Origin of the sequence: Bailinhaonella thermotolerans (assembly GCF_003594875.1) — a bacterium.
GTDB classification, from domain to species: Bacteria; Actinomycetota; Actinomycetes; order Streptosporangiales; family Streptosporangiaceae; genus Bailinhaonella; species Bailinhaonella thermotolerans.
In genome coordinates, this window is the sequence record NZ_QZEY01000010.1 from 122,247 (window position 1) to 145,586 (window position 23,340).

Annotated in this window: 19 protein-coding genes; 8 read left to right on the top strand and 11 right to left on the bottom strand. The window is 74.3% G+C overall.

Features of this window, described 5'->3' with window-relative positions; all coding sequences use genetic code 11:
- Positions 1–3: 3 nt before the first annotated feature.
- The 8 genes from D5H75_RS24210 to D5H75_RS24245 all read right to left on the bottom strand — a co-directional run bounded on the left by D5H75_RS24210 (position 4) and on the right by D5H75_RS24245 (position 9,810).
- Positions 4–630 (bottom strand): vitamin K epoxide reductase family protein, encoded by a 627-nt coding sequence (locus tag D5H75_RS24210; protein WP_119928820.1) that lies wholly within the window; start codon positions 628–630, stop codon positions 4–6.
- Positions 611–1,342, bottom strand: coding sequence for a DsbA family protein (locus D5H75_RS24215; RefSeq protein WP_202638454.1), 732 nt, complete (start codon positions 1,340–1,342; stop codon positions 611–613). The genes D5H75_RS24210 and D5H75_RS24215 overlap by 20 nt, the downstream gene beginning before the upstream one ends.
- Positions 1,343–1,590: 248 nt before the next feature.
- A complete protein-coding gene (locus tag D5H75_RS24220) occupies positions 1,591–2,349 on the bottom strand; it encodes an enoyl-CoA hydratase/isomerase family protein (RefSeq protein ID WP_202638455.1) in 759 nt (252 codons plus the stop codon).
- Positions 2,350–2,484: 135 nt separating this feature from the next.
- Positions 2,485–3,003 (bottom strand): hypothetical protein, encoded by a 519-nt coding sequence (locus D5H75_RS24225; RefSeq protein ID WP_119928822.1) that lies wholly within the window; start codon positions 3,001–3,003, stop codon positions 2,485–2,487.
- A 111-nt stretch (positions 3,004–3,114) separates the two neighbouring features.
- On the bottom strand, positions 3,115–3,843 hold the full coding sequence (gene narI / locus D5H75_RS24230) for a respiratory nitrate reductase subunit gamma (RefSeq protein WP_119928823.1): 729 nt from the start codon (positions 3,841–3,843) through the stop codon (positions 3,115–3,117).
- Positions 3,840–4,478: a nitrate reductase molybdenum cofactor assembly chaperone gene (narJ, locus tag D5H75_RS24235; RefSeq protein WP_119928824.1), complete on the bottom strand. Its 639-nt coding sequence runs from the start codon at positions 4,476–4,478 to the stop codon at positions 3,840–3,842. The genes narI and narJ overlap by 4 nt, the downstream gene beginning before the upstream one ends.
- A complete protein-coding gene (narH, locus tag D5H75_RS24240) occupies positions 4,475–6,133 on the bottom strand; it encodes a nitrate reductase subunit beta (RefSeq protein ID WP_119928825.1) in 1,659 nt (552 codons plus the stop codon). The genes narJ and narH overlap by 4 nt, the downstream gene beginning before the upstream one ends.
- A complete protein-coding gene (locus D5H75_RS24245; protein ID WP_242454476.1) occupies positions 6,133–9,810 on the bottom strand; it encodes a nitrate reductase subunit alpha in 3,678 nt (1,225 codons plus the stop codon). Before D5H75_RS24245 ends, narH begins: the two co-directional genes overlap by 1 nt.
- A gap of 243 nt (positions 9,811–10,053) precedes the next feature.
- Here D5H75_RS24245 and D5H75_RS24250 point away from each other — a divergent pair, with 243 nt between their 5' ends.
- The 6 genes from D5H75_RS24250 to katG all read left to right on the top strand — a co-directional run bounded on the left by D5H75_RS24250 (position 10,054) and on the right by katG (position 15,855).
- Positions 10,054–10,629: an HPP family protein gene (locus D5H75_RS24250; protein ID WP_242454477.1), complete on the top strand. Its 576-nt coding sequence runs from the start codon at positions 10,054–10,056 to the stop codon at positions 10,627–10,629.
- A 239-nt stretch (positions 10,630–10,868) separates the two neighbouring features.
- A complete protein-coding gene (locus D5H75_RS24255) occupies positions 10,869–11,267 on the top strand; it encodes a VOC family protein (protein WP_119928826.1) in 399 nt (132 codons plus the stop codon).
- A 183-nt stretch (positions 11,268–11,450) separates the two neighbouring features.
- A complete protein-coding gene (locus D5H75_RS24260) occupies positions 11,451–11,786 on the top strand; it encodes a YciI family protein (RefSeq protein ID WP_242454478.1) in 336 nt (111 codons plus the stop codon).
- Complete coding sequence (locus D5H75_RS24265; RefSeq protein WP_119928827.1) at positions 11,783–12,985, top strand: RNA polymerase sigma factor; 1,203 nt, start codon at positions 11,783–11,785, stop codon at positions 12,983–12,985. The genes D5H75_RS24260 and D5H75_RS24265 overlap by 4 nt, the downstream gene beginning before the upstream one ends.
- 176 nt (positions 12,986–13,161) lie before the next feature.
- Positions 13,162–13,599 (top strand): Fur family transcriptional regulator, encoded by a 438-nt coding sequence (locus D5H75_RS24270; RefSeq protein WP_119928828.1) that lies wholly within the window; start codon positions 13,162–13,164, stop codon positions 13,597–13,599.
- 27 nt (positions 13,600–13,626) lie between these two features.
- Positions 13,627–15,855: a catalase/peroxidase HPI gene (katG, locus tag D5H75_RS24275; RefSeq protein WP_119928829.1), complete on the top strand. Its 2,229-nt coding sequence runs from the start codon at positions 13,627–13,629 to the stop codon at positions 15,853–15,855.
- 123 nt (positions 15,856–15,978) lie between these two features.
- Here the strand turns inward: katG and D5H75_RS24280 are convergent, their stop codons facing one another.
- Both D5H75_RS24280 and D5H75_RS24285 read right to left on the bottom strand, forming a co-directional pair.
- Positions 15,979–18,183, bottom strand: coding sequence for an NACHT domain-containing protein (locus tag D5H75_RS24280; protein ID WP_202638456.1), 2,205 nt, complete (start codon positions 18,181–18,183; stop codon positions 15,979–15,981).
- Positions 18,184–18,477: 294 nt separating this feature from the next.
- A complete protein-coding gene (locus tag D5H75_RS24285; RefSeq protein WP_119928830.1) occupies positions 18,478–19,176 on the bottom strand; it encodes a DUF998 domain-containing protein in 699 nt (232 codons plus the stop codon).
- An 80-nt stretch (positions 19,177–19,256) separates the two neighbouring features.
- Here D5H75_RS24285 and D5H75_RS24290 point away from each other — a divergent pair, with 80 nt between their 5' ends.
- Positions 19,257–21,833: an AfsR/SARP family transcriptional regulator gene (locus tag D5H75_RS24290; RefSeq protein WP_242454479.1), complete on the top strand. Its 2,577-nt coding sequence runs from the start codon at positions 19,257–19,259 to the stop codon at positions 21,831–21,833.
- A gap of 152 nt (positions 21,834–21,985) precedes the next feature.
- Entirely contained in the window at positions 21,986–22,585 is a 600-nt protein-coding gene (locus D5H75_RS24295; RefSeq protein ID WP_119928831.1) for a dihydrofolate reductase family protein, read from the top strand.
- A gap of 78 nt (positions 22,586–22,663) precedes the next feature.
- Here D5H75_RS24295 and D5H75_RS24300 read toward each other — a convergent pair whose 3' ends face one another.
- Entirely contained in the window at positions 22,664–23,200 is a 537-nt protein-coding gene (locus D5H75_RS24300; RefSeq protein WP_242454480.1) for a GNAT family N-acetyltransferase, read from the bottom strand.
- Positions 23,201–23,340 lie beyond the last annotated feature (140 nt).

Below are 23,340 nucleotides of genomic sequence, written 5' to 3' on the forward strand. Positions count from 1 at the left end.
GCGTCAGATCAGGGTGCTCCAGTACGGCCAGAAGCGGACGCCGATCAGCCCGATCACGGCCAGGAACCAGACGGCGAGCACGACGGAGTGGTACTCCGCGAACGGCCGTGCCGCCCGGGACCCCGCGAGGTTGCGCAGCGTGACGTACCAGAAGAGCGGGATCGTGACCGCCCAGACGACCATGCAGTACGGGCACAGCGCGCCGATCACGTAGAGGCTCTGGTAGATCAGCCAGTGCACGAACACGACGGCGAACGTGAGGCCCGCCTGCAGGCCGAGCCAGAACCAGCGGCGCGGCCGGGCCCCGGCGAGCAGGGCGGCCCCCGCGGCGGTCACCATCGCGAACCCCGCGATCCCGAGCAGCGGGTTGGGGAACCCGAACACCTCGGCCTGCGGGGTGGCCATGACCGACCCGCAGGACAGCACCGGGTTGATGCTGCAGCTCGGCACGTAGTCCGGGTTCCTGAGCAGCGCGATCTTCTCCACGGCCAGAACGAACGCCGCGAGCAGGCCCAGCGCGCCGCCGATCGTCAGCAGCCAGGGCAGCAGCCGGGGGAACGGCGCCTCGCGGGGGCCGGCGGGCGCCGCGGCCGGGAGCCCGGCGGCGGCCTCAGCCCGCGAGAGCCGCATCGATCGCCGCCTTGAACTCGTCGTAGGACTGGGGCTGGATCTTCTTCCCGTTCAGGAAGAACGTCGGGGTGCCCTGGACGCCCAGGGCCTCGCCGTCCGCGGCGTCCTTCCTGATCCGGTCCAGGGTGGCCGGGTCGGCGTACGCCTTCTCCCAGGCGGCCATGTCCAGGCCGAGGGCCTTGGCGTAGCCCCGGAAGATCTCGTCGGCGGGGATCCGCTTCTCGCCCCACTCCTTCTGCGACTCGAACATGCGCCGGTACATCGCCTCGAACCGGCCCTGCCGGGCCGCCGCCTCCACCGCCCGCGCCGCGCGCTCGGCGTTGAAGTGGCTCGCGATCGGGAAGTACCGCGTCACGAAGGTGACCTTCCCGGCGTACCGCGCGCGCAACTGCTCGACCATCGGGAAGTACGCGCCGCAGGCCTCGCACTCGAAGTCGAGGAACTCCACCACGGTGACCTTGCCGTCCGCCGCCGTCTGGAGCCGGTGGCTGTCCGCGCGCACGAGCCGCGACTCGCCCGCCGCGACCGCCTCGCCGCCGCCGGGCCCCACCTTGCCGATCACGAACACGGCGCCGACGACCAGCACGAACGCGGCCACCACGGTCGCGGTGATCGCCAGGTTGCGCCGCCGGACCTCCTGCCTCCGGCTCTCGGCCCGCAGCGCGTCCACCTTCGACCGGCGCGCCGCCGTCCGCTCCTCCGAACTCTCCACCGCTCTCCTTCCACCGCACCCGGGGAGGAGCCGGCCGCGCCACGCCGGCACGGCGGCGGGCGCACGCGGTCCCGGGCACGGGGGCACGGGACCACGGACGGCCGGCTCCATCTTCTACACAATGTAGAAGATGATGCGGCCGCCTCGTCCCGCGCACCCGCCCCTCACCCGCCGCCCCGCCCCCGCCGAGCCGCGGACCTGCGCTTTCCCGGGTCGGGGGACGCGGCGGAACGGCGTGGCGGGCCCGGTCAGCCGCGGCGGGCGGAGCCGATCGTCCGGTCCATGAACGCCCGGATCCGGCCGTCGGCCGCCGCCGTGGTCCACAGGTGGGCGACGGCCGGCTCCGCGAGGCCGTCGAGGCGGTCGTCGATCTCCCGGCGGAGCTGCGCCTTCGCGTGCCGGAAGGTGTCCGGCGGGATCGCCGCGGCCAGCCCGGCGGCGGCGGTGACCGCCCGGTCCAGCAGGTCGTCCGGGTGGCACAGCTCGTCCACCAGGCCCAGCGCGAGGGCCGCCGCGGGCTCGCGGTTGACGCCGTCGAGCATCACGCGGCGCGCGGTGACCGGGCCCAGCGCGTGCCGCAGGATCTCCAGCGCGGCCTGGGGGAACGGCACGCCGACCCGCAGCTCGGGGACGCCGATCGTGCCGCCGGACATGATCCGGTGGTCGCAGGCCGCCGCGAGCACGCAGCCCCCGGCGATCGCGTGCCCGTTGACGGCGGCGACCACCGGCCTGCCGAGGGAGAAGACGGCCCGGAAGGCCGCGCTCAGCGCGGGCAGGAACTCCGCGACGTACGCGGCGCCGCCCTCCACCACCCGCCGAAGGTCCACCCCGGCCGAGAACGCCCGCCCGGAGCCGGTCACGACCACGCCCCGGACCGGGCTCCCCGGTTCGTCCAGCTCGCGCGCCACCCGCTCGATCGCCCGGCACAGTTCCAGGTCCAGCGCGTTGACCTTGCCATGCGCCAGCCGTACGACCGCGACGTCGCCGGCCATCTCGACTTCGATCACCCTGTCTCCCACGCTCGGCTCCCGCCCAGCGTACGGACGGAGCGGCCGCCCATCCGGGGAACGCCCGAGCCCGGCCCGCGGGTGGCGGGCCGGGCTCGGGCGGGGCGGGCGGGGCGGACGTGGCGCCCGTGCCGGTCAGGCGGCGGCGGTGGCGGCCAGGGCCAGGACCGAGGCGCCGAAGACCACGATGTGCCGGGCGTTCTGGAGGGTCCAGGTCCAGGCGGGGAAGCCGGCCTCGGCGGCCTTGAGGAGGGCGGGGACGTCGATGCGCGCCAGGTCGGGGTCGCCCTTGCGGGCGAAGGCCGCGCGCACGGACTTCTCGGCGGTGAGCTGGCTGTAGAGGATGGCGCAGTTGGCGGCCAGGATGAGCGACTGGAGGATCCAGGTCGTGGTGCCGGCCCAGGAGACGCCGGCGAGGTTGAGGGCGGCGGGGATCAGCATGAGGGTGGCGATGCCCACCGGGGCCCAGGTCTCGTGGCCGCCCGCGTCGAACCGCATCCCGTTCTCGGCCAGGACCGTGGTCCGCACGCCCTGCCGGGTCAGCTCCGCGTGCGCCCGGGCCGTGGCGGTGGCGCCGTAGCGGTGGCGGACCAGGGGGATGCTCACGAAGGCCAGGGCGACGAGCGTCTGCATCACGGCGGCGACGATGTTCATGGGGGGATCCTTCCGTCACGCCCCGGGGGCTCCGGGCGGCTTGTTGAACTAAGTACAAGATGAATATAGAGGCGTGTTTGAACTAAGTGCAAGCCCCTTCTTCAACTTTGTTCAAAACCCTCGGCGCGCGTCAGCGGCGGGCGGCCTCGCCCGGGCAGGGTCGCCGGGGGCCCCGGCGCGGCTGCGGTAGACGATGTACGGGCGGGTCAGGTAGCCGAGCGGGGCCGTGAGCATGTGGACCAGGCGGGTGAACGGCCAGACCGCGAACAGGGCGAACGCCGCGAGCACGTGGAGGTGGAAGGTCGGCGGCGCCCCCGCCATCAGGTCCCCCTCCGGGTGGAGCAGGAAGATCGACCGGAACCACGGCGAGACCGTCCTGCGGTAGTCGTACTCCCCGAGGACGTTGGAGATCACCGTCGTGCCCAGCCCGAGCAGCAGCGTGACGGCGAGCAGGAGGTACATCAGCTTGTCGTTGCGGGTGGTGGCCATGAACACCGGCCCCACCGTGCGGCGGCGGTAGATCAGCAGCGCCAGCCCGCCCAGCGTGCACACCCCCGCGAGCGTCCCGAGCACGATCGCCGCCCAGTGGTAGCCGGTCTCGGACACCCCCAGCCACTGCGTCCACCGCTGCGGGACCACCAGCCCCGCGACGTGCCCGAGCAGCACGAACAGGATGCCGACGTGGAACAGCGGGCTCCCGATCCGCAGCAGCCGCCGCTCGTACAGCTCCGAGGACCGCGTGGTCCAGCCGAACTGGTCGTACCGGTAGCGCCACAGGTGCCCGAACACGAAGATCGCCAGCACCACGTAGGGCAGCACGACCCACAGCAGCGTGTTCAACCCCGGCCTCCCCGCATGTACCCGGCCAGCCCGACCCCCTCCACCGGCGGCTCCGCGAACACCCTCGCCCGCCGCCGCCCCGGCTGGACCGTCGCCAGCACCGCCCCCACCACGTCGGCGTACGGCGACCGCTCCGCCTCCAGCCCGCGCAGCAGCAGCTCCACCGCGCCCCGGTGCTCCGCCAGCAGCTCCCGCGCCCGCCGCCCCGCCTCCGCCGTCCGCTCCTCCACGCCCGGCACGGCCGAGCGGCCGGACAGCTCGCACACCACGGCCAGGTGGTCGGGCAGTTCCCCGTCCACGGGCTCCACCCCGGCCGTACGGCACAGCGCCCGGAACCGCAGCAGCGCCCCGCCGCGCGCCCGCGTGTCCCCGTGCGTGTAGTACGTGAGGTAGGGGCAGCACCGGGCCGACAGGTCGAAGACCGCGACGTAGTGGGCCGCCAGCGCCGGCGGCGACACCCGGTCCAGGTGGTCGAGGAACGCGCCGAGCCGCCGCGCCGGCTCGCCCGCGGGCAGCCGCCGTACGGCCTCGGCCAGCACCGGGCGGGCGGCGAACAGCTCCCGGTCGGGGTAGCCGAGCAGCGCCGAGGCGACGAAGTGCGCGAGCGGGGCGCCGCGCCGGGACGGGCCCCTCACGAGTCGTCCCGGGAGCGCGACCGGGGCGGGAACAGCCCCTCGGGCAGGCCCTTGCCGTCCCAGTTCAGCAGGTTCACGCGCCGCGCCGGACGCCGGCCCGGGGGTTCGCCCAGCTCGTCGGTGTCCTGCCGGTGCCTGAGCGCGTGGAAGTTCTCGACGGCGACCGGGCGGGGGCGGCCGGACGCCTCGCCGAAGGGGCCGTCCATGCCCGGCCCGCCCGCGAAGTCCAGACCGCACCCGGTGTTCAGCTCCTCGCTCCCGGGCCCCTGGTCGGGGTCGGCGAGCGGGATCACGTAGCGGTCGCCGTACTCGGCGATGGCCAGCAGCCGGTACATCGACTCGATCAGCGGCGGCGTCATGCCCACGGACGCGGAGACGGCCGGGTCCGGGACGCGGCCGAGGTTGACCTCGCGCATGTGGGAGCGCATCGCGGCCAGCTTGCGCAGCACCTCGCGCACCGGCGCGGGGTCCCCGGCGGTGAACAGCCCGGCCAGGTAGTCCACCGGGATGCGGAGCGCGTCGATGGCCCCGAACAGGTTGCCCGCGTCCTCCCCGTCGTGCCCGGTGCGGCCGAGCGCGTCCACGACGGGCGAGAGCGGCGGGATGTACCAGACCATCGGCATCGTCCGGTACTCCGGGTGCAGCGGCAGCGCGACGCCGTACTCGAAGATCAGCTTGTGGACGGGCGACCTGCGGCACGCCTCCAGCCAGTCGTCCCGGACCCCGGACTCCCGCGCCGCCTCCTGGACCGCCGGGTCCTCCGGGTCGAGCAGCACCGACTTCTGCGCCTCGACCAGGTCCCTCTCGTCCGGTACGGCCGCCGCCCCGGCCACGCGGTCCGCGTCGTACAGGACCGGCCCGATGTAACGCAGCCGGCCGACGCAGGTCTCGGCGCAGATCGTGGGGATGCCCACCTCGACCCGGGGGAAGCAGAACGTGCACTTCTCGGCCTTGCCGGTGCGGTGGTTGAAGTAGACCTTCTTGTACGGGCAGCCGGTCACGCACATGCGCCAGCCCCGGCAGCGGTCCTGGTCCACGAGCACGATGCCGTCCTCCGAGCGCTTGTAGAGCGCCCCGGACGGGCAGGAGGCCACGCACGAGGGGTTCAGGCAGTGCTCGCAGATGCGCGGCAGGAAGAACATGAAGGTCTTCTCGAACTCCAGCTTGACCTGCTCGGACACCGACTGGAGCACGGGGTCGGGGGACGGGTCGCCGGCCAGGTCGTCGTCCCAGTTGGCGCTCCACTCGACCTTCATCGGCCGGCCCGAGATGAGCGAGCGCGGCCGGGCGACCGGGGTGTGCTCCTGCTCGGGGGCGGTGAAGAGCGTGTCGTAGTCGTAGGTCCAGGGCTCGTAGTAGTCCCGGATGTTCGGCATGAGGGGGTTCGCGAAGATGGTGGCCAGCTTCTTGAACCGGCCGCCCGCCCTGAGCCGCAGCCGGCCGCGCCGGTCGGTCTCCCAGCCGCCCTTCCAGCGGTCCTGGTCCTCGTACCGGCGCGGATATCCCTGGCCAGGGCGGGTCTCGACGTTGTTGAACCAGACGTACTCCGTGCCCGCCCGGTTGGTCCACACCTGCTTGCACGTCACCGAGCACGTGTGGCAGCCGATGCACTTGTCGAGGTTCATCACCATCGCGAGCTGCGTCATCACGCGCATCAGTAGCGCACCTCCTGGGATCGGCGCCGGATCGTGGTGATCTCGTCGCGCTGGCTGCCGGTGGGGCCCAGGTAGTTGAAGGCGAAGCACTGCTGGGCGTAGCCGCCGATGAGGTGGGTGGGCTTGACCAGCAGCCGGGTGAGGGAGTTGTGGATCCCGCCGCGCCTGCCCGAGTTCTCGCTGACCGGCACGTCCACCACCCGCTCCTGCGCGTGGTACATGTACACGGTCCCCTCGGGCATCCGGTGGGACACGATCGCCCGCGCCACCACCACGCCGTTGCGGTTGACGGCCTCGATCCAGTCGTTGTCGGCGATGCCCGCGCGCTCCGCGTCGGCCGGGCTCATCCAGATCGTCGGGCCGCCCCGCGACAGCGAGAGCATGAGCAGGTTGTCCTGGTACTCCGAGTGGATCGACCACTTGGAGTGCGGCGTCAGGTAGCGGACGCTGACTCCCTTCCCGGGGCCGCCCTCCTCGTCCCCCGCCTCGTCGAACATCGCGCGCATGTCCAGCGGGGGCCGGTAGACCGGCAGGGACTCGCCCGCCTCCTGCATCCAGTCGTGGTCGAGGTAGAAGTGCTGCCGCCCGGTGAGGGTGTGCCACGGCTTGCCGCGCTCGACGTTGAGCGTGAACGGGGAGTACCGCCGCCCCGCGTGCTCGCTGCCCGACCACTCCGGCGAGGTGATCACCGCCTGCGGGCGGTCGCGGGCGTCGGCGAACGTGATCAGCCGCTCCTCCGCGAGGCCCCCCAGGTCGGTGCCGGTGCGCTTGGACAGCGTCGTGAAGCCCTGCCGCGCCAGCCGCCCGTTCGTGCTGCCGGAGAACGCCAGGATCGCCTCGCACAGGTGCGTGTCCCGCGCCAGCGACGGGCGCCCCGCCGCCGCGCCCTCGCGCACCGCGCCGACGGCCTCGCGCAGCCGGGCGACCTCGTCCTTCAGCCGGTACGTCACGCCCTTGGTGGCCGCGCCCTTCTCCTCCGCGAGCGGCCCGAGCGCGGCGAGCCTGTCGGCGATCGCGCCGTAGTCGCGCTCGACCTCCGTGAGCCTGGGGAAGTCCCGCCCCGGCTCGGGCGTCTCCCCGGTCGCGCGCCAGTCGTGCACCCGGCCGTACGGCGTCGCCAGTTCGTCGGCCGTGTCGTGCAGCAGCGGCGCGGCCACCAGGTCGGTGCGGGTGCCCAGGTGCCGCGCGGCCAGGTCGCTGAACGCGCGGGCGATCGCGTGGAAGGCGTCGAAGTCCGACCGCGTCTGCCAGGGCGGATCGATGGCCGGGTTGAACGCGTGCACGAACGGGTGCATGTCCGTGGAGGACAGGTCGTACTTCTCGTACCAGGTCGCGGCGGGCAGCACGACGTCCGAGAACAGCGTGCTGGACGTCATCCGGAAGTCCAGCGACAACAGCAGGTCGAGCTTGCCGCGCGGGGCCTCGTCGCGCCAGCGCACGTCGCGCGGCCGCCGCCCGGGCGGGGCCTCGCCGCCGCCGACCGAGTCGCCCGCGCCGAGCAGGTGGCGCAGGAAGTACTCGTCGCCCTTGGCCGAGGAGCCCAACAGGTTGGACCGCCACAGCGTGAGCACGCGCGGCCAGTTCGCCGGCGCGTCCGGGTCCTCGCAGGCGAACCGCAGCCGCCCGCTCCGCACCTGGTCCACGACGTACGGCACCGCCTCCCGCCCGGCGGCCGCGGCCTCGTCTGCCAGGTCGAGCGGGTTGCGGTCGAAGGTGGGGTAGGACGGCATCCAGCCGAGCCGGGCCGACTGGGCGATCAGGTCGGCGGCGGTGCGCCCGGCGAACTCGCCCTCCCCGAGCGGGGAGCCGAGCAGGTCCGCCGGGGCCGTGTCGTAGCGCCACTGGCCGGTGTGCAGGTACCAGTACGGCGTGCCCGTCATCTGCCGGGCCGGCCGCGACCAGTCCAGGGCCCCGGCCAGCAGGGTCCAGCCGGTGAGCGGGCGGCACTTCTCCTGGCCGACGTAGTGCGCCCAGCCGCCGCCGTTCCGCCCCTGGCAGCCGGTGAGCAGCAGCAGCGCCAGGAACGACCGGTACATCGTGTCGCCGTGGAACCACTGGTTCACCCCCGCCCCCAGGATGATCATCGACCGGCCCCCGGACTCCTCGGCGTTCGCGGCGAACTCGCGCGCCACGCGCTCGGCCACCGCCGCCGGGACCCCGGTGACCGTCTCCTGCCAGGCCGGCGTGTACGGCACGGCCGCGTCGCCGTACCCCTTCGGCCAGTCGCCGGGCAGGCCGGGGCGGGCCACGCCGTACTGCGCGAGCAGGATGTCGAAGACGGTGGTGACGAGCTCTCCGCCGACCTCGCGCACGGGGACGCCCCGCCGCAGGACGCCGCCCCGGCCCGCGGGCTCGTCGAAGCGGGGCAGGAGCACCTCGGCGGTCCCGGCCCCCGGGCCGCGCATCGTGAGCAGCGGATCGACGCCGCCCAGGTCCAGGTTCCAGCGGCCCTCGCCCTCGGCGGAGTAGCGGAAGCCGAGCGTGCCGCCGGGGATCACGGGCTCGCCGGTGCGGGCGTCCATGAGGACGGTCTTGAAGGGCGCGCTCCCGCCCTCCTCGCCCAGGTCGGCGGCGGTGAGGAACTTGCCCGGGACGTATCCGCCGGCGTGCGGGCGCAGCCGTACGAGGAACGGCAGGTCGGTGAACCGCTTCACGTAGTCGGTGAAGAAGGGCGTCGTCCGGTCGGCGAAGAACTCGCGCAGGATGACGTGGCCCATCGCCATCCCCAGCGCGCCGTCGGTGCCGGGGAGCGGCGCGACCCACTCGTCGGCGAACTTGGCGGCGTCGCTGTAGTCCGGCGACATGACCACGACCTTCTGGCCCCGGTACCGCGCCTCGGCCATGTAGTGCGCGTCCGGGGTGCGGGTCACGGGCACGTTCGAGCCCCAGACCAGCAGGTACGTCGCGTCCCACCAGTCGGCGGACTCGGGCACGTCGGTCTGGTCGCCGAAGACCTGCGGGGACGCCACGGGCAGGTCGGCGTACCAGTCGTAGAACGAGAGCATCACCCCGCCGATCAGCGAGACGAAGCGCGACCCGACCGCGTGCGAGGCCATCGACATCGCCGGGATCGGCGAGAACCCCGCCACCCGGTCCGGGCCGTACGTCTTGATCGTGTGGACGTGGGCGGCGGCGATGATCTCGGTGGCCTCGTCCCAGCTCACGCGCACGAGCCCGCCCCGGCCACGCGCCGACTGGTAGCGCCGCCGCCGCTCCGGGTCCGCCGTGATCTCCGCCCACGCCGCCACCGGGTCGCCGAGCCGGTCGCGCGCCTCCCGGTACATCTCGACCAGCGCGCCCCGGGCGTACGGATGACGGACGCGGGTCGGCGAGTACGTGTACCAGGAGAAGGCGGCCCCGCGCGGGCACCCCCGGGGCTCGTACTGCGGCCGGTCCGACCCCACGTCGGGGTAGTCGGTCTCCTGCGCCTCCCAGGTGATCACGCCGTCCTTGACGTACACCTTCCAGGAGCACGAGCCCGTGCAGTTCACCCCGTGGGTGGAACGCACCACCTTGTCGTGGCTCCACCGCTCCCGGTAGTAGACGTCCCCGTCCCGGCCGCCGACCTGGAACAGCGTCCGCAGGTCGGGCGACACCCGCCCGGGCCGCAGGAACCGCCCGGCCCGCACCAGGGCCTGCCCCAGCGCGCCGTCGGTCGCGGATCCCCTCGTCGCCACCCTTCCGATGTACGGCCCGCCCGCGCCCCGCCGAGAGCCACCACGCCCCGGCTATCGGGAAAGATCAGCCCCCCATGCCCGCCTCTTTAGCCGCGGCCGGCGGCGACGCGCCGGGCGGCTCCCGAGGCGGGCCTCCGCCGCGATCACGGCCGGTGATGGCACGATCGCAGTCATGGGGGGCAAGGTGCGCTCGGTGCTGCTGGGCAGCGTGTCCGACCACGCGGGGTTCGCGGGAGCCGGGCGGTGAAGGGACCACGGGCGCTGCGCTCGTTCTCGCTGGAGGAGATGGAGAAGCGGCACTCCCCCCGGCTGGTCCACGCGGTCTACTGCGGCCTCAACAGCTTCATCGCCCTGGCCCTGATGGCGCTCATCGCCTGGGCGACGCACAAGCCGTTCCTGTTCCCGTCCCTCGGGCCGACGGCGTTCCTGCTCTTCTTCTCGCCGCTCACCGCGGCCTCCTCGCCCCGCAACACCCTCTGCGGCCATCTCGTCGGCGTCCTGGCGGGGTGGCTCGGCCTCACGCTCACCGGCCTCCAGGACGACCCGCCGGACCTGGAGCACGTCACCGGGCCCAGGATCCTGGCCGCCGCCATCGCGCTCGGCCTCACCTGCGGGCTGATGCCGCTGCTCAGGGCCGCCCACCCCCCGGCCGGGGCGACCACCCTCATCGTCGCCCTCGGCCTGCTCCGCACCCCCGCCGACCTGGCCGTGATGATGTTCGCCGTGGCGATCATCACCCTCCAGGGGGTCCTCATCAACCGCCTCGCCGGGGTCCGCTACCCCCTCTGGTCCGCCCCGCCCGGCGCTCCCGCCCGCTGACCGGGGCGTGCCCGCCCCGCCGTACGGCATGAGCCCGCCGTACGGCGTGAGCGCGCCGCGCCGATTCCCTGGCCGTTGACCTGCGTCTCCAAAAAACGGGGCGGATTTCTCCGCCGGAGTGTCGTGCCGGGGGTCCGGCCGATCGTCTTGTGGGTGACGGCTCCCGCGGGGCGGGCGCTCCGCCCGGCCGGCCGGGGCCGCACGGCTACCTCACGACGGGCGAGACGGAGGAGAGGGACATGGACGTGACGCTGAACACGATCGACATCGTGGTCTCGGACCTGGCGGCGGCGACGCGGTTCTACGGGCGGCTCGGGCTGGAGTTCGAGGTGCATCCGGACGCGCCCGGGCACGCCGGGTGCGACCTGCCGAACGGGCTGCACGTGATGCTCGACACCGAGGACTTCCGCGCCTCCTTCACGCCGGGCTGGACCCGGCCGGGCGGAGGGCCGCGCGGCTTCCTCTGCTTCCAGTTCCCCACCCCGGCCGAGGTGGACGCCAAGTACGCCGAGCTGGTCGAGGCCGGCTACCGGGGGGTCAGGGAGCCCTGGGACACGTTCTGGGGCCTGCGCCAGGCGACCGTGCTCGACCCCGACGGCACCGGCGTCGACCTGTGGGCGGCCCTGCCCGCGACCTGACCACGCCGCGCCGTACGGCGAGCCCACCCCCCGGCGTACCGCGAGGCGGGCGGGCCCCCGGGCGTACGGCGGAGCGGGCGGATCCCGGGCGGGCCCCGGGCGTTCGGCGGGGCGGGCCCGGGGAGGGCGTTGCGTTCCCGGGGGCGCGGCGGATGTTCTGGACATGAGGCGGAGGAGGAGCGCGTGAAGTACGTGCTGATGTTCATCGAGACCGAGGAGTTCGCCGAGGAGCTGGCGGCGATGGGCGAGCTGGAGCGGGACGCGGCGTACGCGGCGGTGGAGCGCTGGTTCGCCGAGCACGCGGACAGGATCACCCACCATCGGCACCTGGCGCCGAAGGAGACCGCGACGACGCTGCGGCTGCGCGGGGAGCCGATGGTCACCGACGGGCCGTTCATGGAGGGCAAGGAGGTGGTCAGCGGGTACGCCGAGATCGAGGTCGCCGACCTGGACGAGGCGATGGCGGTGGCGCGGTCCTGGCCGGCGTGCCCGGTGGTGGAGATCCGGCCGCTGGCATGAGCGGGCGGGACGCGGACGAGGCGCTGGCCCGCGTGGTGCGCGAGCACGCGGGCCGGCTGGCCGCCTCCCTGGTGTCGCTGCTCGGCGACTTCTCGGCGGCCGAGGACCTGGTGCAGGACGCGGTCGAGACGGCGCTGCGCAGGTGGCCGGCCGAGGGCGTGCCCGAGCGGCCGGACGCCTGGCTCTACACGGTGGCGCGGCGGCGCGGCCTGGACGTGCTGCGGCGGGAGTCCAACCACCGCGCCAAGCTGGCGCGGCTGCGGCCACCGGCCCCGGCCGAGCCCGACGACCGGCTGCGGCTGATCCTCATCTGCTGTCACCCGGCCCTGTCGCGGGCCGCGCAGATCGCGCTCACGCTGCGCGTGGTGTGCGGGCTGAACACGGCCCAGATCGCGGCGGCGTTCCTGGTCCCCGAGACCACGGTCGCCCAGCGCGTCACCCGCGCCAAACGCAAGATCGCCGAGGCGGGCGTGCCGTACCGGATGCCGTCGGAGGCGGAGACGGCCGAGCGGCTGGGCGAGGTCCTCGCGGTGGTCTACCTGCTGTTCAACGAGGGCTACCTGTCCAGTACGGCGGAGCGGGCGCACTCCCGCGACCTCACCGGCGACGCGGAGTGGCTGGCCTCGCTGCTGTGCGGCCTCGCCCCGAACGAGCCGGAGGCCGCCGGGCTGCTCGCCCTGATCCGGCTGCACCGGGCCCGCGGCGCCGCCCGCTTCGATCCCGAGGGCCGCCTGGTGCTGCTGCCCGACCAGGACCGGAGCCTGTGGGACCACCACGCGATCGAGGACGCGATCGCCCTGCTCACGCGGGCCGCCCGCCGGCACCGCCGCCCCGGGCCGTACCAGCTCCAGGCCGCCATCGTCGCCTGTCACGCCGAGGCCCCGGCCTGGGAGGACACCGACTGGCCGCAGATCCTCACGCTCTACGACATGCTCCGCCGCCTGGACCCCTCGCCCGTCACCGGCCTGCACCGGGCGATAGCCGTGCGCCACGTCCGGGGCCCGGGGCCCGCCCTGGCCGAGCTGGCGGACCTGGCCGGGCCGCTGGCCGGTTACCCGCTGTTCCACGCCACCCGCGCCGACCTCCTCCGCGCCCTGGGCCGGGCGGAGGAGGCCCGGCGGGCCGACGCCGAGGCCCTCCGCCTGACCGCCAACCCCGCGCAGCAGGCCCTCCTGCGCGACCGCCTGTCCTGGACCTGACCCACGGCCCGCCCGGCGGCCGTCATCCCGCGCGGGGTCCCTGAACCGCGCGAACGCCATCGAGACGGTACGGCGGGGCGGGCGCGGACCGGCGGCGCGCGAAGAGGGGAACGGTTCTTAAACTTGGGTCCCTCGTAAACTTGAAACGTTCAGGTTTAGCGGATAGGTTCTCCGGCATGAGCGCATCCGGGACGCCGACCACTGCTGACGAGCTGCGCGGGGCGGGGCTGCGGGTGACCGCGGCGCGCGTCGCGCTGCTGGAGACCGTGCGGGAGGGCGACCATCTCGGGGTCGAGGCGATCGCGGCCGGGGTGCGCGAACGGGTGGGACACGTCTCCGTCCAGGCCGTCTACGAGGCGCTGCACGCGCTGACCGAGGCGGGGCTCGTGCGCCGCATCGAGCCGGCCGGGAGCCCCGCGCGGTTCGAGGGGCGCGTCGGGGACAACCACCACCACATCGTGTGCCGGTCGTGCGGGACCGTCGCCGACGTCGACTGCGCGGTCGGCGCGGCGCCGTGCCTGGACGCGTCCGACGATCATGGCTTCTCGATCGACGAGGCCGAGGTCATCTACTGGGGCACGTGCCCCGGTTGTTCCACCGCTCTCAGTTCCTGAGCACCGTCATCCCCCTGGAGGGCATCCATGTCAGAGAACCATGACGCGATCGTCACCGACGCGAAGTCGGCCGGCGAGGGCGGCTGCCCCGTCGCTCACGAGCGCGCGCTCCACCCGACCCAGGGCGGCGGCAACCGCCAGTGGTGGCCGGAGCGGCTGAACCTGAAGATCCTCGCCAAGAACCCCCCTGCGGCGAACCCGCTCGGCGAGGAGTTCGACTACGCCGAGGCGTTCAAGAGCCTGGACCTCGCCGCGGTGAAGCGGGACATCCTGGAGGTGCTGACCACCTCGCAGGACTGGTGGCCGGCCGACTTCGGCCACTACGGCCCGTTCATGATCCGCATGGCGTGGCACAGCGCGGGCACCTACCGCATCAGCGACGGCCGCGGCGGCGCCGGGGCCGGCCAGCAGCGCTTCGCCCCCCTGAACAGCTGGCCGGACAACGGCAACCTCGACAAGGCCCGCCGCCTGCTGTGGCCGGTGAAGAAGAAGTACGGCCAGAAGATCTCCTGGGCCGACCTCATGATCCTGACCGGCAACGTCGCCCTGGAGTCCATGGGCTTCAAGACCTTCGGCTTCGCCGGCGGCCGCGAGGACGTCTGGGAGTCCGACGAGGACGTGTACTGGGGCCCGGAGACCACCTGGCTCGACGACAAGCGCTACACCGGCGACCGCGAGCTGGAGACCCCGCTCGCCGCCGTCCAGATGGGCCTCATCTACGTCAACCCCGAGGGGCCGAACGGCAACCCGGACCCGCTCGCCGCGGCGCGCGACATCCGTGAGACGTTCCGCCGGATGGCGATGAACGACGAGGAGACCGTCGCCCTGATCGCGGGCGGCCACACCTTCGGCAAGACCCACGGCGCGGGCCCGGCGCACCACGTCGGCCCCGACCCCGAGGCCGCGCCGATCGAGGCCCAGGGCCTCGGCTGGCAGAACTCCTACGGCACCGGCAAGGGCGCCGACGCGATCACCAGCGGTCTTGAGGGCATCTTCACGCCCACGCCGACGAAGTGGGACAACACCTTCTTCGAGACGCTCTTCAAGTACGAGTGGGAGCTCTTCAAGAGCCCGGCCGGCGCCTGGCAGTGGCGGCCGAAGGACGGCGCGGGCGCGGACACCGTCCCCGACGCGCACGACCCGAACAAGCGCACCCACCCGACGATGCTCACGACCGACATCGCGCTCCGCGTGGACCCGATCTACGAGCCGATCTCGCGGCGCTTCCACGAGAACCCCGACCTGCTGGCGGACGCGTTCGCCAAGGCGTGGTTCAAGCTGACCCACCGCGACATGGGCCCGATCGCGCGCTACCTCGGCCCGGAGGTCCCCTCCGAGGTGCTGCTCTGGCAGGACCCGCTCCCCGAGCGGACCCACGAGCTCATCGACGCCGCGGACATCGCCGCCCTCAAGGAGCGGATCCTGGCCACCGGCCTCACGGTGTCCCAGCTCGTGACCACCGCGTGGGCCTCGGCCTCGTCCTTCCGCGGCAGCGACAAGCGCGGCGGCGCGAACGGCGCCCGCATCCGCCTGCAGCCGCAGAGCGGGTGGGAGGTCAACGAGCCCGACCAGCTCGCGACCGTCCTGCGTGCCCTCGAGGGCGTCCAGGAGGCGTTCAACGCCGCCCAGACCGGCGGCAAGCGGGTCTCGCTGGCCGACGTCATCGTGCTCGGCGGCTGCGCGGCGGTGGAGAAGGCCGCCAAGGACGCCGGTCACGACGTCCAGGTGCCCTTCACCCCGGGCCGCGTGGACGCCACGCAGGAGCAGACCGACGTGGAGTCCTTCGCCGCGCTGGAGCCCACCGCCGACGGGTTCCGCAACTACCTGGGCAAGGGCAACCGCCTCCCCGCCGAGTACCTCCTGCTCGACAGGGCCAACCTGCTCACCCTGAGCGCCCCGGAGATGACCGTCCTCGTCGGCGGCCTGCGCGTCCTGGGCGCCAACTACCAGGGGTCTCCGCACGGCGTCTTCACCCGGACCCCGGGCGTGCTGACCAACGACTTCTTCGTCAACCTGCTCGACCTGGGCACGACGTGGAAGTCCACCTCGGAGGACCAGACCCACTTCGAGGGCCGCGACGAGACCGGCGCCATCAAGTGGACCGGCACCCGCGCCGACCTGGTCTTCGGCTCGAACTCCGAGCTGCGCGCCCTCGCCGAGGTGTACGCCAGCGACGACGCCAGGGAGAAGTTCGTCGCCGACTTCGTGAAGGCCTGGGACAAGGTCATGAACCTCGACCGGTTCGACCTGGCCTGATCGGCCCCGGCCGGCCCCGCGCCGGCCGGACGGCTCTCCCGCCGTACCCGTCCTGACGTACGGCGGCGACGCCCGCCTCACCGCTCCGGTGGGGCGGGCGTCGCCGTTCCAGGGGACCGGGGGTCAGCGCCGGTGGGGCAGGCGGGACGGCGGGCGGTAGGTCTCGGCCAGCCGGTCCTGCAGGTTGGCGTGGCGGAACTGGAAGACCGGCCCGGCCTCGCGGAGCAGGCCCGCGCGGTGGGCGTCCTCCAGGAACCGCATGAGGCGGAGCGGCGCCCGGCCCCCGGCGTACAGCAGGACCAGGGTGACCAGGTAGGTGGAGCTCGCGCCGGTCAGCCGGAACGTGAGCGTGAAGACCAGGCCGCCGGCGATGCCGAAGGCGATCCCGGCCTGGATCGCCGGGACGGGTCCCGGCGTGAAGCCCTCGGCGACCGCCCCCGCGACGCCGAAGGCGATGCCCAGGGTGAGCCCGAAGGTCAGCGCGCGGATGTAGACCAGCTCCAGGTCGCGGCGGAGGGTGATGTCGGGCGTCTGGGGTTCGGCGTCGGTGACCGGGCTCGTGACCCACCGGCTCAGGCCGACCATGACACCGCCGGCCGCGCCCACGCTCAGGCCGAAGACCAGCGGGGCCCACACGCCGCCGTGCAGCCCGCCGGCCAGCCAGAACGGCAGGGCGGCGACCATGCCGACCACCGGGCCGATGCTCAGCCCGAAGGACAGGTTGGCCAGCAGCGACCGCACCCGCCCGGCCAGCCGCACGTTCGCGTACGCCGGGGCCATCGCCGAGTCCTCGCGCAGCTCCAGGATCAGGCCGCCGGTGAGGCCGCCCACGAGCCCGCCGGTGAGGCCGCCGAGGACCCCGAAGGCCAGCGCGTCGGCGAACGTGCCCGGGAGCGCCCCGGTGAGCGCGATGGTCAGGCCGCTGGTGACCCCGACCGTGAGGCCCACGGTGAGCCCGACGGTGACCGAGCCGATCAGGGTGCTCCAGCGGCGGGAGACCGCGCGGTGCAGCCGCCACCACTGGAGGTCGCGGGTGCCCATCCGGTTCATGTGGGAGGCCAGGAACGACAGCCAGACCACCGCCTCGCCGGGGTCCCAGACGTACCGGGGGCGGAACGGGTGCTGGTGGTAGTGCGGGTCGTCCGGGTCGTGCCGGGCCGCCGGGGAGGTGAACGCGGCGTGGACCAGGTTGTCCAGCAGGTGCGCGGTGACCCCCTCGGCCGAGTCGATCTGGAGGAGCGGCGCGGGGTCGGCGCGCGTGTCGATGTAGACCTTGCGCAGCAGCCACAGCGTGAGCGGCGTGGACAGCGCCCCGCCGATCGGCCCGCCGGGATCGCCCGCGAGGGCGTCCAGCACCGGCGGCCATGCGCGGGCCTGCGCCGGCGTCAGGCCGCTGCGGATGTACGACGCCGCGTCGGCGGCGGTGAGCGGGCGCGGCTCGATGATCGCGGCGCCGCTGAGCGGTTGCCCGCCGGGCATCTCGACGGCCGCGTGGTACTCCCTGGTCCGGCAGGTCAGGATGACGTCCTCGCTGGTGGCCGCCTTGTTCAGGGCAGCGAGGACCCGGGGCCGCACCTCCGCGGGCAGCTCGTCGAGCCCGTCGAGGATGGGCAGGATCCGCCGCTGCGACACCAGGGCGTACGGCGCGTCCGCCCCGAACCTCCCGGCCTCCAGCGCCGGGTAGTCCTCGCTGAGCCGCCGCGCCAGCCACCGGTGCACCGGCTCGGCCGCCGGGTCCCATCCGGCCATCGACAGCAGGACGGGGACGGGCGCGCCGGGCCGGGCCTCGTCGAGGAGTTCGCGGAGCAGCAGTACGGCCAGCGTGGTCTTGCCCATCCCGGGCCCGCCGAGGATGACCAGGCGGCGCCGGGTCAGGTTGCGGAAGTGCCGCGCCATCTTGTCCACGCGGTCGGTGCGCCCGGTGAACCGCATCCGCCCCAGCCAGGACCGCAGCAGCCGCCCGCGTTCGGCGCCGGCCGGCTCCAGCTCGGTCAGCCGCCACCGGACCGCGAGGCGCGCGTCGTCGAGCTCCCGGATCTGGATCTCCTCGTGCCACTGGTCCCGCACGAGGTTCCGCAGCGTGCGCTGCGCCTGCTCGACCTGCTCGGGCGTGCTCTCCCGCGCCGCGGCCGGCCGCCACCGCCCCATCAGCCCGGCCGCGATCGGCAGCGCGGCCAGCATCAGCGAGATGAGCTGGGCGATGTTGGCGGCGGTGGTCAGGTCTCCCAGCCGCAGCGCCACCGCGATGGCCGCGACCGTGACCGCGAGCCCGGCCATCCCGGCCACGACGACGAACCCCCGCCTGAAGGCCCCGCCGCGTCGACGCATGCCCCATGGTCACCGATCGCCCACACTCCGCTCAAGCGCCTTTCCCCGCCGCCTCCGGCCCGGAACGCCCGGAAATGACGGCGCCCGTGCTCCGATGAGACCTTTTGCGAGGAAGGCCGGAGCACGGGCACCGAGTCAAGAGCGCACGGCCCCCAACGCGCCGCGCTAGTTGCGAGTGATTTGCAACAACCACATCTAAGCAGAAACCGTCGCCGAGATCACCCCTACGCCCCGCGGACGACGCCGCGAAAGCCGCCGACCAGGGGCCGGCGGCTTTCGCGGGGAGGGGGTGGGTCAGGTGGCCTGGCGCATGAGGTGGGCGGAGGTGGCGGTGAGCCAGGCGTAACCGAGGACGACCGCCGCCGTGAAGGCGAGGTTGATCACCGCGTTGCCGGGGCCGGACGCGATCCCCGCGAAGGCGGCGAGGAAGACCAGGCCCGTGGCGGCGCTCCAGGCGGCCCAGGCGCGGCGGCCCATGGCGGCGTAGGCGCGGGCGAAGACCAGGCAGGCGCCGATGAGGCCGAGGAAGCCGACGCCGCCGAGGGCGAAGTGGAGCATGCCGTGCCAGGTGATCGGGCCGGGGCCGTCGGGGGTGCCGGCCGGGAACCCGAAGGCGGGGTCGGCGCGGAAGATCCCGGCGGCGACGACGCCCAGGCCGTACAGGAAGACCAGGCGCGGGCCCCAGGTGCTGCCCCGGCCCGCCCGCAGGGCGCGGCGCATGCCCACCGCGGCGGCCAGGGTCATGACGCCGGTGAGGACGAGGTTGGCGATCTGGATCCAGCCGGGCCCGCCGTTGGCCAGGAGGCTGGCCGGGTGGCGGGTGATGTCGAAGCCCTCGCGGGTGAGGACCTGCGCGGCGGTGACCGTGACGTACATCGGGCCGGCGACGACGCCCCACCCGAGGAGGGACCTGGTGACGCGGGCGCGGGGGGAGCAGGCGCCGGCGGGGACGGAGGCGGGGGCGGAGGCGGAGGCGGGGGTGGCGGCGGTCATTTCGGGCTCCTTTCGGCTGATGTGCTGATCGTGTCCCCGCGCTCTTCAGAACGGCTTCAGGACTGCCTACGCTGAGCCGGATGCGATTCGGAGTGCTCGGCCCGCTGGCGGTGTGGGCGGCGGACGGCGGGGCCGTCAAGATCCCGGACACGAAGGTGCGCAGGCTGCTGGCCGATCTGCTGGTGCAGGAGGGCCGCCCGGTGGCCGCGCACACGCTCATCGACGACCTGTGGGGCGACGAGCTGCCCGCCAATCCTTCAGGAACGCTGCAGACCCGCGTCTCCCAGCTCCGGCGTGCCCTGGAGGACGCCGAGCCCGGCGCGCGGGCGCTGGTGGTGACGCAGGCCCCGGGATACGCGCTGCGGGTGGACCCCGAGGCCGTGGACATGGGCCGGTTCCGCGCCCTGGCCCGGCAGGCGCGCGAGACGGCGGACCCCCGGGCCCGGGCCACGCTGCTGGCCGACGCGCTGGAGCTGTGGCGGGGACCGGCGTTCGCGGACGTGGCGGAGGCGCCGTTCGCCCGCGCCGTGGTGGACCGGCTCGACGAGGAACGCCTCGTGGTGATCGAGGAGCACGCCGAGGCCCGTCTCGAACTGGGCGAACACCACCTGCTGGCGGCGGAGCTGGCCGAGGTCGTCGCCCGCTACCCCGTCCGGCAGCGGCTGCGCGCAGCCCAGATGACCGCCCTCTACCGGGCGGGCCGGCAGGACGAGGCGCTGGCGGCCTACCAGGACCTGCGCGCCCGCCTGGCCGACGAGCTGGGCCTGGACCCCTCCCCCGCGCTGACCGCGCTGCAGCGGTCCATGCTGGAGGCCCCGCCCGCCGAGCCGGCGCAGGCCCCGCCGCCGCCCGCGCTCCCGGCCGCGCTGACCGAGCTGGTCGGCCGCGACGACCTCGTCGTACGGCTGCGCGCCCGGCTGCGGCAGGTCCGGCTCGTGACGCTCACCGGCCCCGGCGGGGTGGGCAAGACGAGCGTGGCGCTGGAGGTCGCGCGGGGGCTGCCGGGCCCGGCGCTCGTGGAGCTGGCCGCGCTCGACCCGGCGGCGTCCCCGGACGAGGTGATGGCCGCGATCCCGGCGGACCGGGGCGGGCTGCTGGTCCTGGACAACTGCGAGCACCTGGTGGACCAGGCGGCGGAGGTGGCCGGGCGGCTCCTGCGGGCCGATCCCGGCCTGCGCGTCCTGGCCACCAGCAGGGAGCCGCTGGGCATCCTCGGCGAGCAGGTCTGGCCCGTCCCGACGCTCGGCCTGCCCGACGCGGTGCGGCTGTTCGCCGAGCGCGCCTCCGCCGCCGACCCCGGGTTCGGCCTGACGCCCGCGAACACCGCCGCCGTCGAGGAGATCTGCCGCCGCCTCGACGGGCTCCCGCTCGCCCTGGAACTGGCCGCCTCGCGCGTCCGCGCCCTGTCGGCCGCCGACCTGGCCGCCCGCCTCGACGACCGCTTCCACCTGCTCACCAATGGCCACCGGGGCGCGCCCGACCGGCAGCGCACCCTGCTCGCGGTGATCGAGTGGAGCTGGGACCTGCTGGAGGAGCCCGAGCGGGTCCTGCTGCGCCGGCTGGCCGTCTACCCGGACGTGTGGAGCCTGCGCGCCGCCGAGGCCCTGGTGCCCGGGGACGTCGCCGGGCTGCTCGCCCGTCTCGTGGACCGTTCGCTGATCACCCCGGTCGAGAGCTCCACCGGGTCGCGGTACCGGATGCTGGAGACCGTGCGCGCCTTCTGCCTGCGCCGCCTGCGCGACGCCGGCGAGTACGAGGAGACCCGCGCCCGCTACCTCGCCTACCACGACCTGCTCGCGGGCCGCAGCGAGCCGAGGCTGTGCGGGTACAGCGCCATCCTCGACCAGGTCCACACCGCCCCCGCCCCGCCGCCCCCAGGCGGCGACCAGGACGTGGTCGCCGGTCCCGACGGCTCCCCCATCTCGGTACGGCGGCGCGGGCGCGGTCCCCGCCTGGTCCTCGTCGGCGGCGCGCTCACCGACCAGACCGACTTCCACGCCCTGGCCGTACGGCTGTCGCGCACGTTCGAGGTGGTGACCTACGACCGGAGGGGGCGCGGCGCGAGCGGCGACGCGCCGCCGTACGACGTCGCGAAGGAGATCGGGGACCTTGGGGCCGTGCTCGGCGGGGAGGGGGCGGCGGTGCTCGGCCTGGCCTCGGGCGGGGTGCTGGCCGCGGAGGCCGCCGCCGCGGGCCTGCCCATCACGCACCTGATCATGCTCGAACCGCCGTTCATCCTCCCCGGGAGCCGCCCGCCCGTCCCCGCCGGCCTGGCCGCCCGGCTCACCGCGCTGATCGAGGCCGGGCGGGCGGGCGACGCCGTGGAGGACTTCCTGACCACGGCCGCCCTCCTGTCCTCCGAGACGGTCGCCGCGATGCGCGCCCTCCCCCGCTGGCGCGACCTGGAGGCCATGGCCGCCACGATCCCCCACGACCTGGCGGTCATGGGGGACTTCACCCTGCCCGCCCACTGGCCCGCGCGGGTCACCGTGCCCGCGCTGGTCGTCGACGTGGTCGGCAGCGACCCCTGGCGGCGGTCGGCGGCGCGGGCGGTCACCGGCCTCCTCCCCCGCGCCCGGAACGAGAGCGTCACCTCCGCCCCCGGCCGCGAACCCGCCGTCCTGGCCCCCCTCATCGAGGACTTCCTCCGGCCCTAGCGGCGGCCCCGGGCCCCGTGGCGTACGGCTCGCGCCGGGGCCGGGAAGTTCTTTCGAGATTCTTCGCGGCGGGACGTCGAGGATCCGGCGGGGGCTCCGACCTTCGGGTGGAGCGGCGAGAGGCGCCGGTCCTCATCCTCGGGAGGAATGTGATGGGCGAGGTCACGTGCGACATCGCGATGTCGGTGGACGGGTTCGTGGCGGGACCGGGGCAGAGCCTGGAGAACCCGCTCGGGGCCGGGGTGGGCGACCGCCTGCACCAGTGGATGTTCGAGGAGCCGGAGGCGCACGCGGCGGTCATCGAGCGGATCACCGCGGCGGAGGCGTTCATCATGGGCCGGAACATGTTCGGCCCCGGGCGCGGCGCGTGGGACCTGGAGTGGCGCGGCTGGTGGGGCGACGAGCCGCCGTACCACGCGCCGGTGTTCGTGCTCAGCCACCACGAGCGGGAGCCGCTGGTCATGGCCGGAGGGACCACGTTCACGTTCGTGACCGGCGGGATCGAGGCGGCCCTGGACCTGGCCCGCGAGGCGGCGGGCGAGGGCGACGTGGCGATCGCCGGCGGGGCCGCGACCGTGAACCAGTACCTGGCGGCGGGACTGATCGACGAGCTCCGGCTGCACGTCGCGCCGGTCCTGCTCGGCGCGGGCGAACGCCTCTTCGACGGCGTCGGGGACCTCGACCTGGAGCCCCTGGGCGAGCCGTCCGGCACGTCCCTCGTCTCCCACCTCACCTACCGCGTCAGGCGCTGACCCCGCTCCCGCCGTACGGCTCGCGCCGGCGGGAGCGGGGGGCGGGGACGGGCGGCCGGGACCGCCCGTCCCCGGCGGTCACCCGCGCCGGGCGTGGTAGACGGCGACGCCGTCCTCCGTGCCCTGGTGCCGGAAGCCGGCCTTCTCCAGGACGCGGACGGAGGCCGGGTTGGCCGTTTCGACCCCGGCGCTCACGGTGCGCACGCCGGGGGCGCCGAGGGCGTGATCGGTCAGGGCGCGGGTGGCCTCGGGGGCGTAGCCGCGCCCCCTGCGCGAGGGCACGACGCCGTAACCGATCTCCACGACGCCGCCGGACGGGGGCCAGAACAGGCCGATCGAGCCGACGACGAGGCCGGTCGCCCGCTCGACGATCAGGCGGTGGCCGTACTCGCCCAGCCAGGCGGGGTTCTCGCCGAGCAGCCCGGCGATCACGCCGTCGCCCTCGGCGGGGAAGTCCGGCGCCCAGCCGGGGAGGCGGTCGCCCGCGGCGACGGCGGCGGCCTCGGCGGCGGTCCAGGTCCGCAGGACGAGGCGGTCGGTGATCAGTTCGCCGCCCGGGACGCCGGTCGGCTCGGTCGGCTTGGTGGGCTCGGTCGGCTCGGTGGAAGAGGACACGTGGGAACTCCTGGTCGTTGTGACGACCCGGCTCAACGCGAAGAAGTCAGGCGGCGAGCCGGGAGAGGGCATGACGAAGACGGCCGGCGGCGGCCATATTCATCGACCTCCCTCGTCGTCCGCGCTCACGCGCGCTTCCC

Excerpts from the sequence above, each read along its gene's own strand:
- D5H75_RS24280 (WP_202638456.1), bottom strand. The coding sequence starts at position 18,183 with ATGCGTCGACGCGGCGGGGCCTTCAGGCGGGGGTTCGTCGTCGTGGCC.
- D5H75_RS24290 (WP_242454479.1), top strand. The coding sequence starts at position 19,257 with ATGCGATTCGGAGTGCTCGGCCCGCTGGCGGTGTGGGCGGCGGACGGC.
- D5H75_RS24285 (WP_119928830.1), bottom strand. The coding sequence starts at position 19,176 with ATGACCGCCGCCACCCCCGCCTCCGCCTCCGCCCCCGCCTCCGTCCCC.
- D5H75_RS24265 (WP_119928827.1), top strand. The coding sequence starts at position 11,783 with ATGAGCGGGCGGGACGCGGACGAGGCGCTGGCCCGCGTGGTGCGCGAG.
- D5H75_RS24270 (WP_119928828.1), top strand. The coding sequence starts at position 13,162 with ATGAGCGCATCCGGGACGCCGACCACTGCTGACGAGCTGCGCGGGGCG.
- D5H75_RS24295 (WP_119928831.1), top strand. The coding sequence starts at position 21,986 with ATGGGCGAGGTCACGTGCGACATCGCGATGTCGGTGGACGGGTTCGTG.
- narH (WP_119928825.1), bottom strand. The coding sequence starts at position 6,133 with ATGCGCGTGATGACGCAGCTCGCGATGGTGATGAACCTCGACAAGTGC.
- D5H75_RS24225 (WP_119928822.1), bottom strand. The coding sequence starts at position 3,003 with ATGAACATCGTCGCCGCCGTGATGCAGACGCTCGTCGCCCTGGCCTTC.
- D5H75_RS24210 (WP_119928820.1), bottom strand. The coding sequence starts at position 630 with ATGCGGCTCTCGCGGGCTGAGGCCGCCGCCGGGCTCCCGGCCGCGGCG.
- D5H75_RS24255 (WP_119928826.1), top strand. The coding sequence starts at position 10,869 with ATGGACGTGACGCTGAACACGATCGACATCGTGGTCTCGGACCTGGCG.
- katG (WP_119928829.1), top strand. The coding sequence starts at position 13,627 with ATGTCAGAGAACCATGACGCGATCGTCACCGACGCGAAGTCGGCCGGC.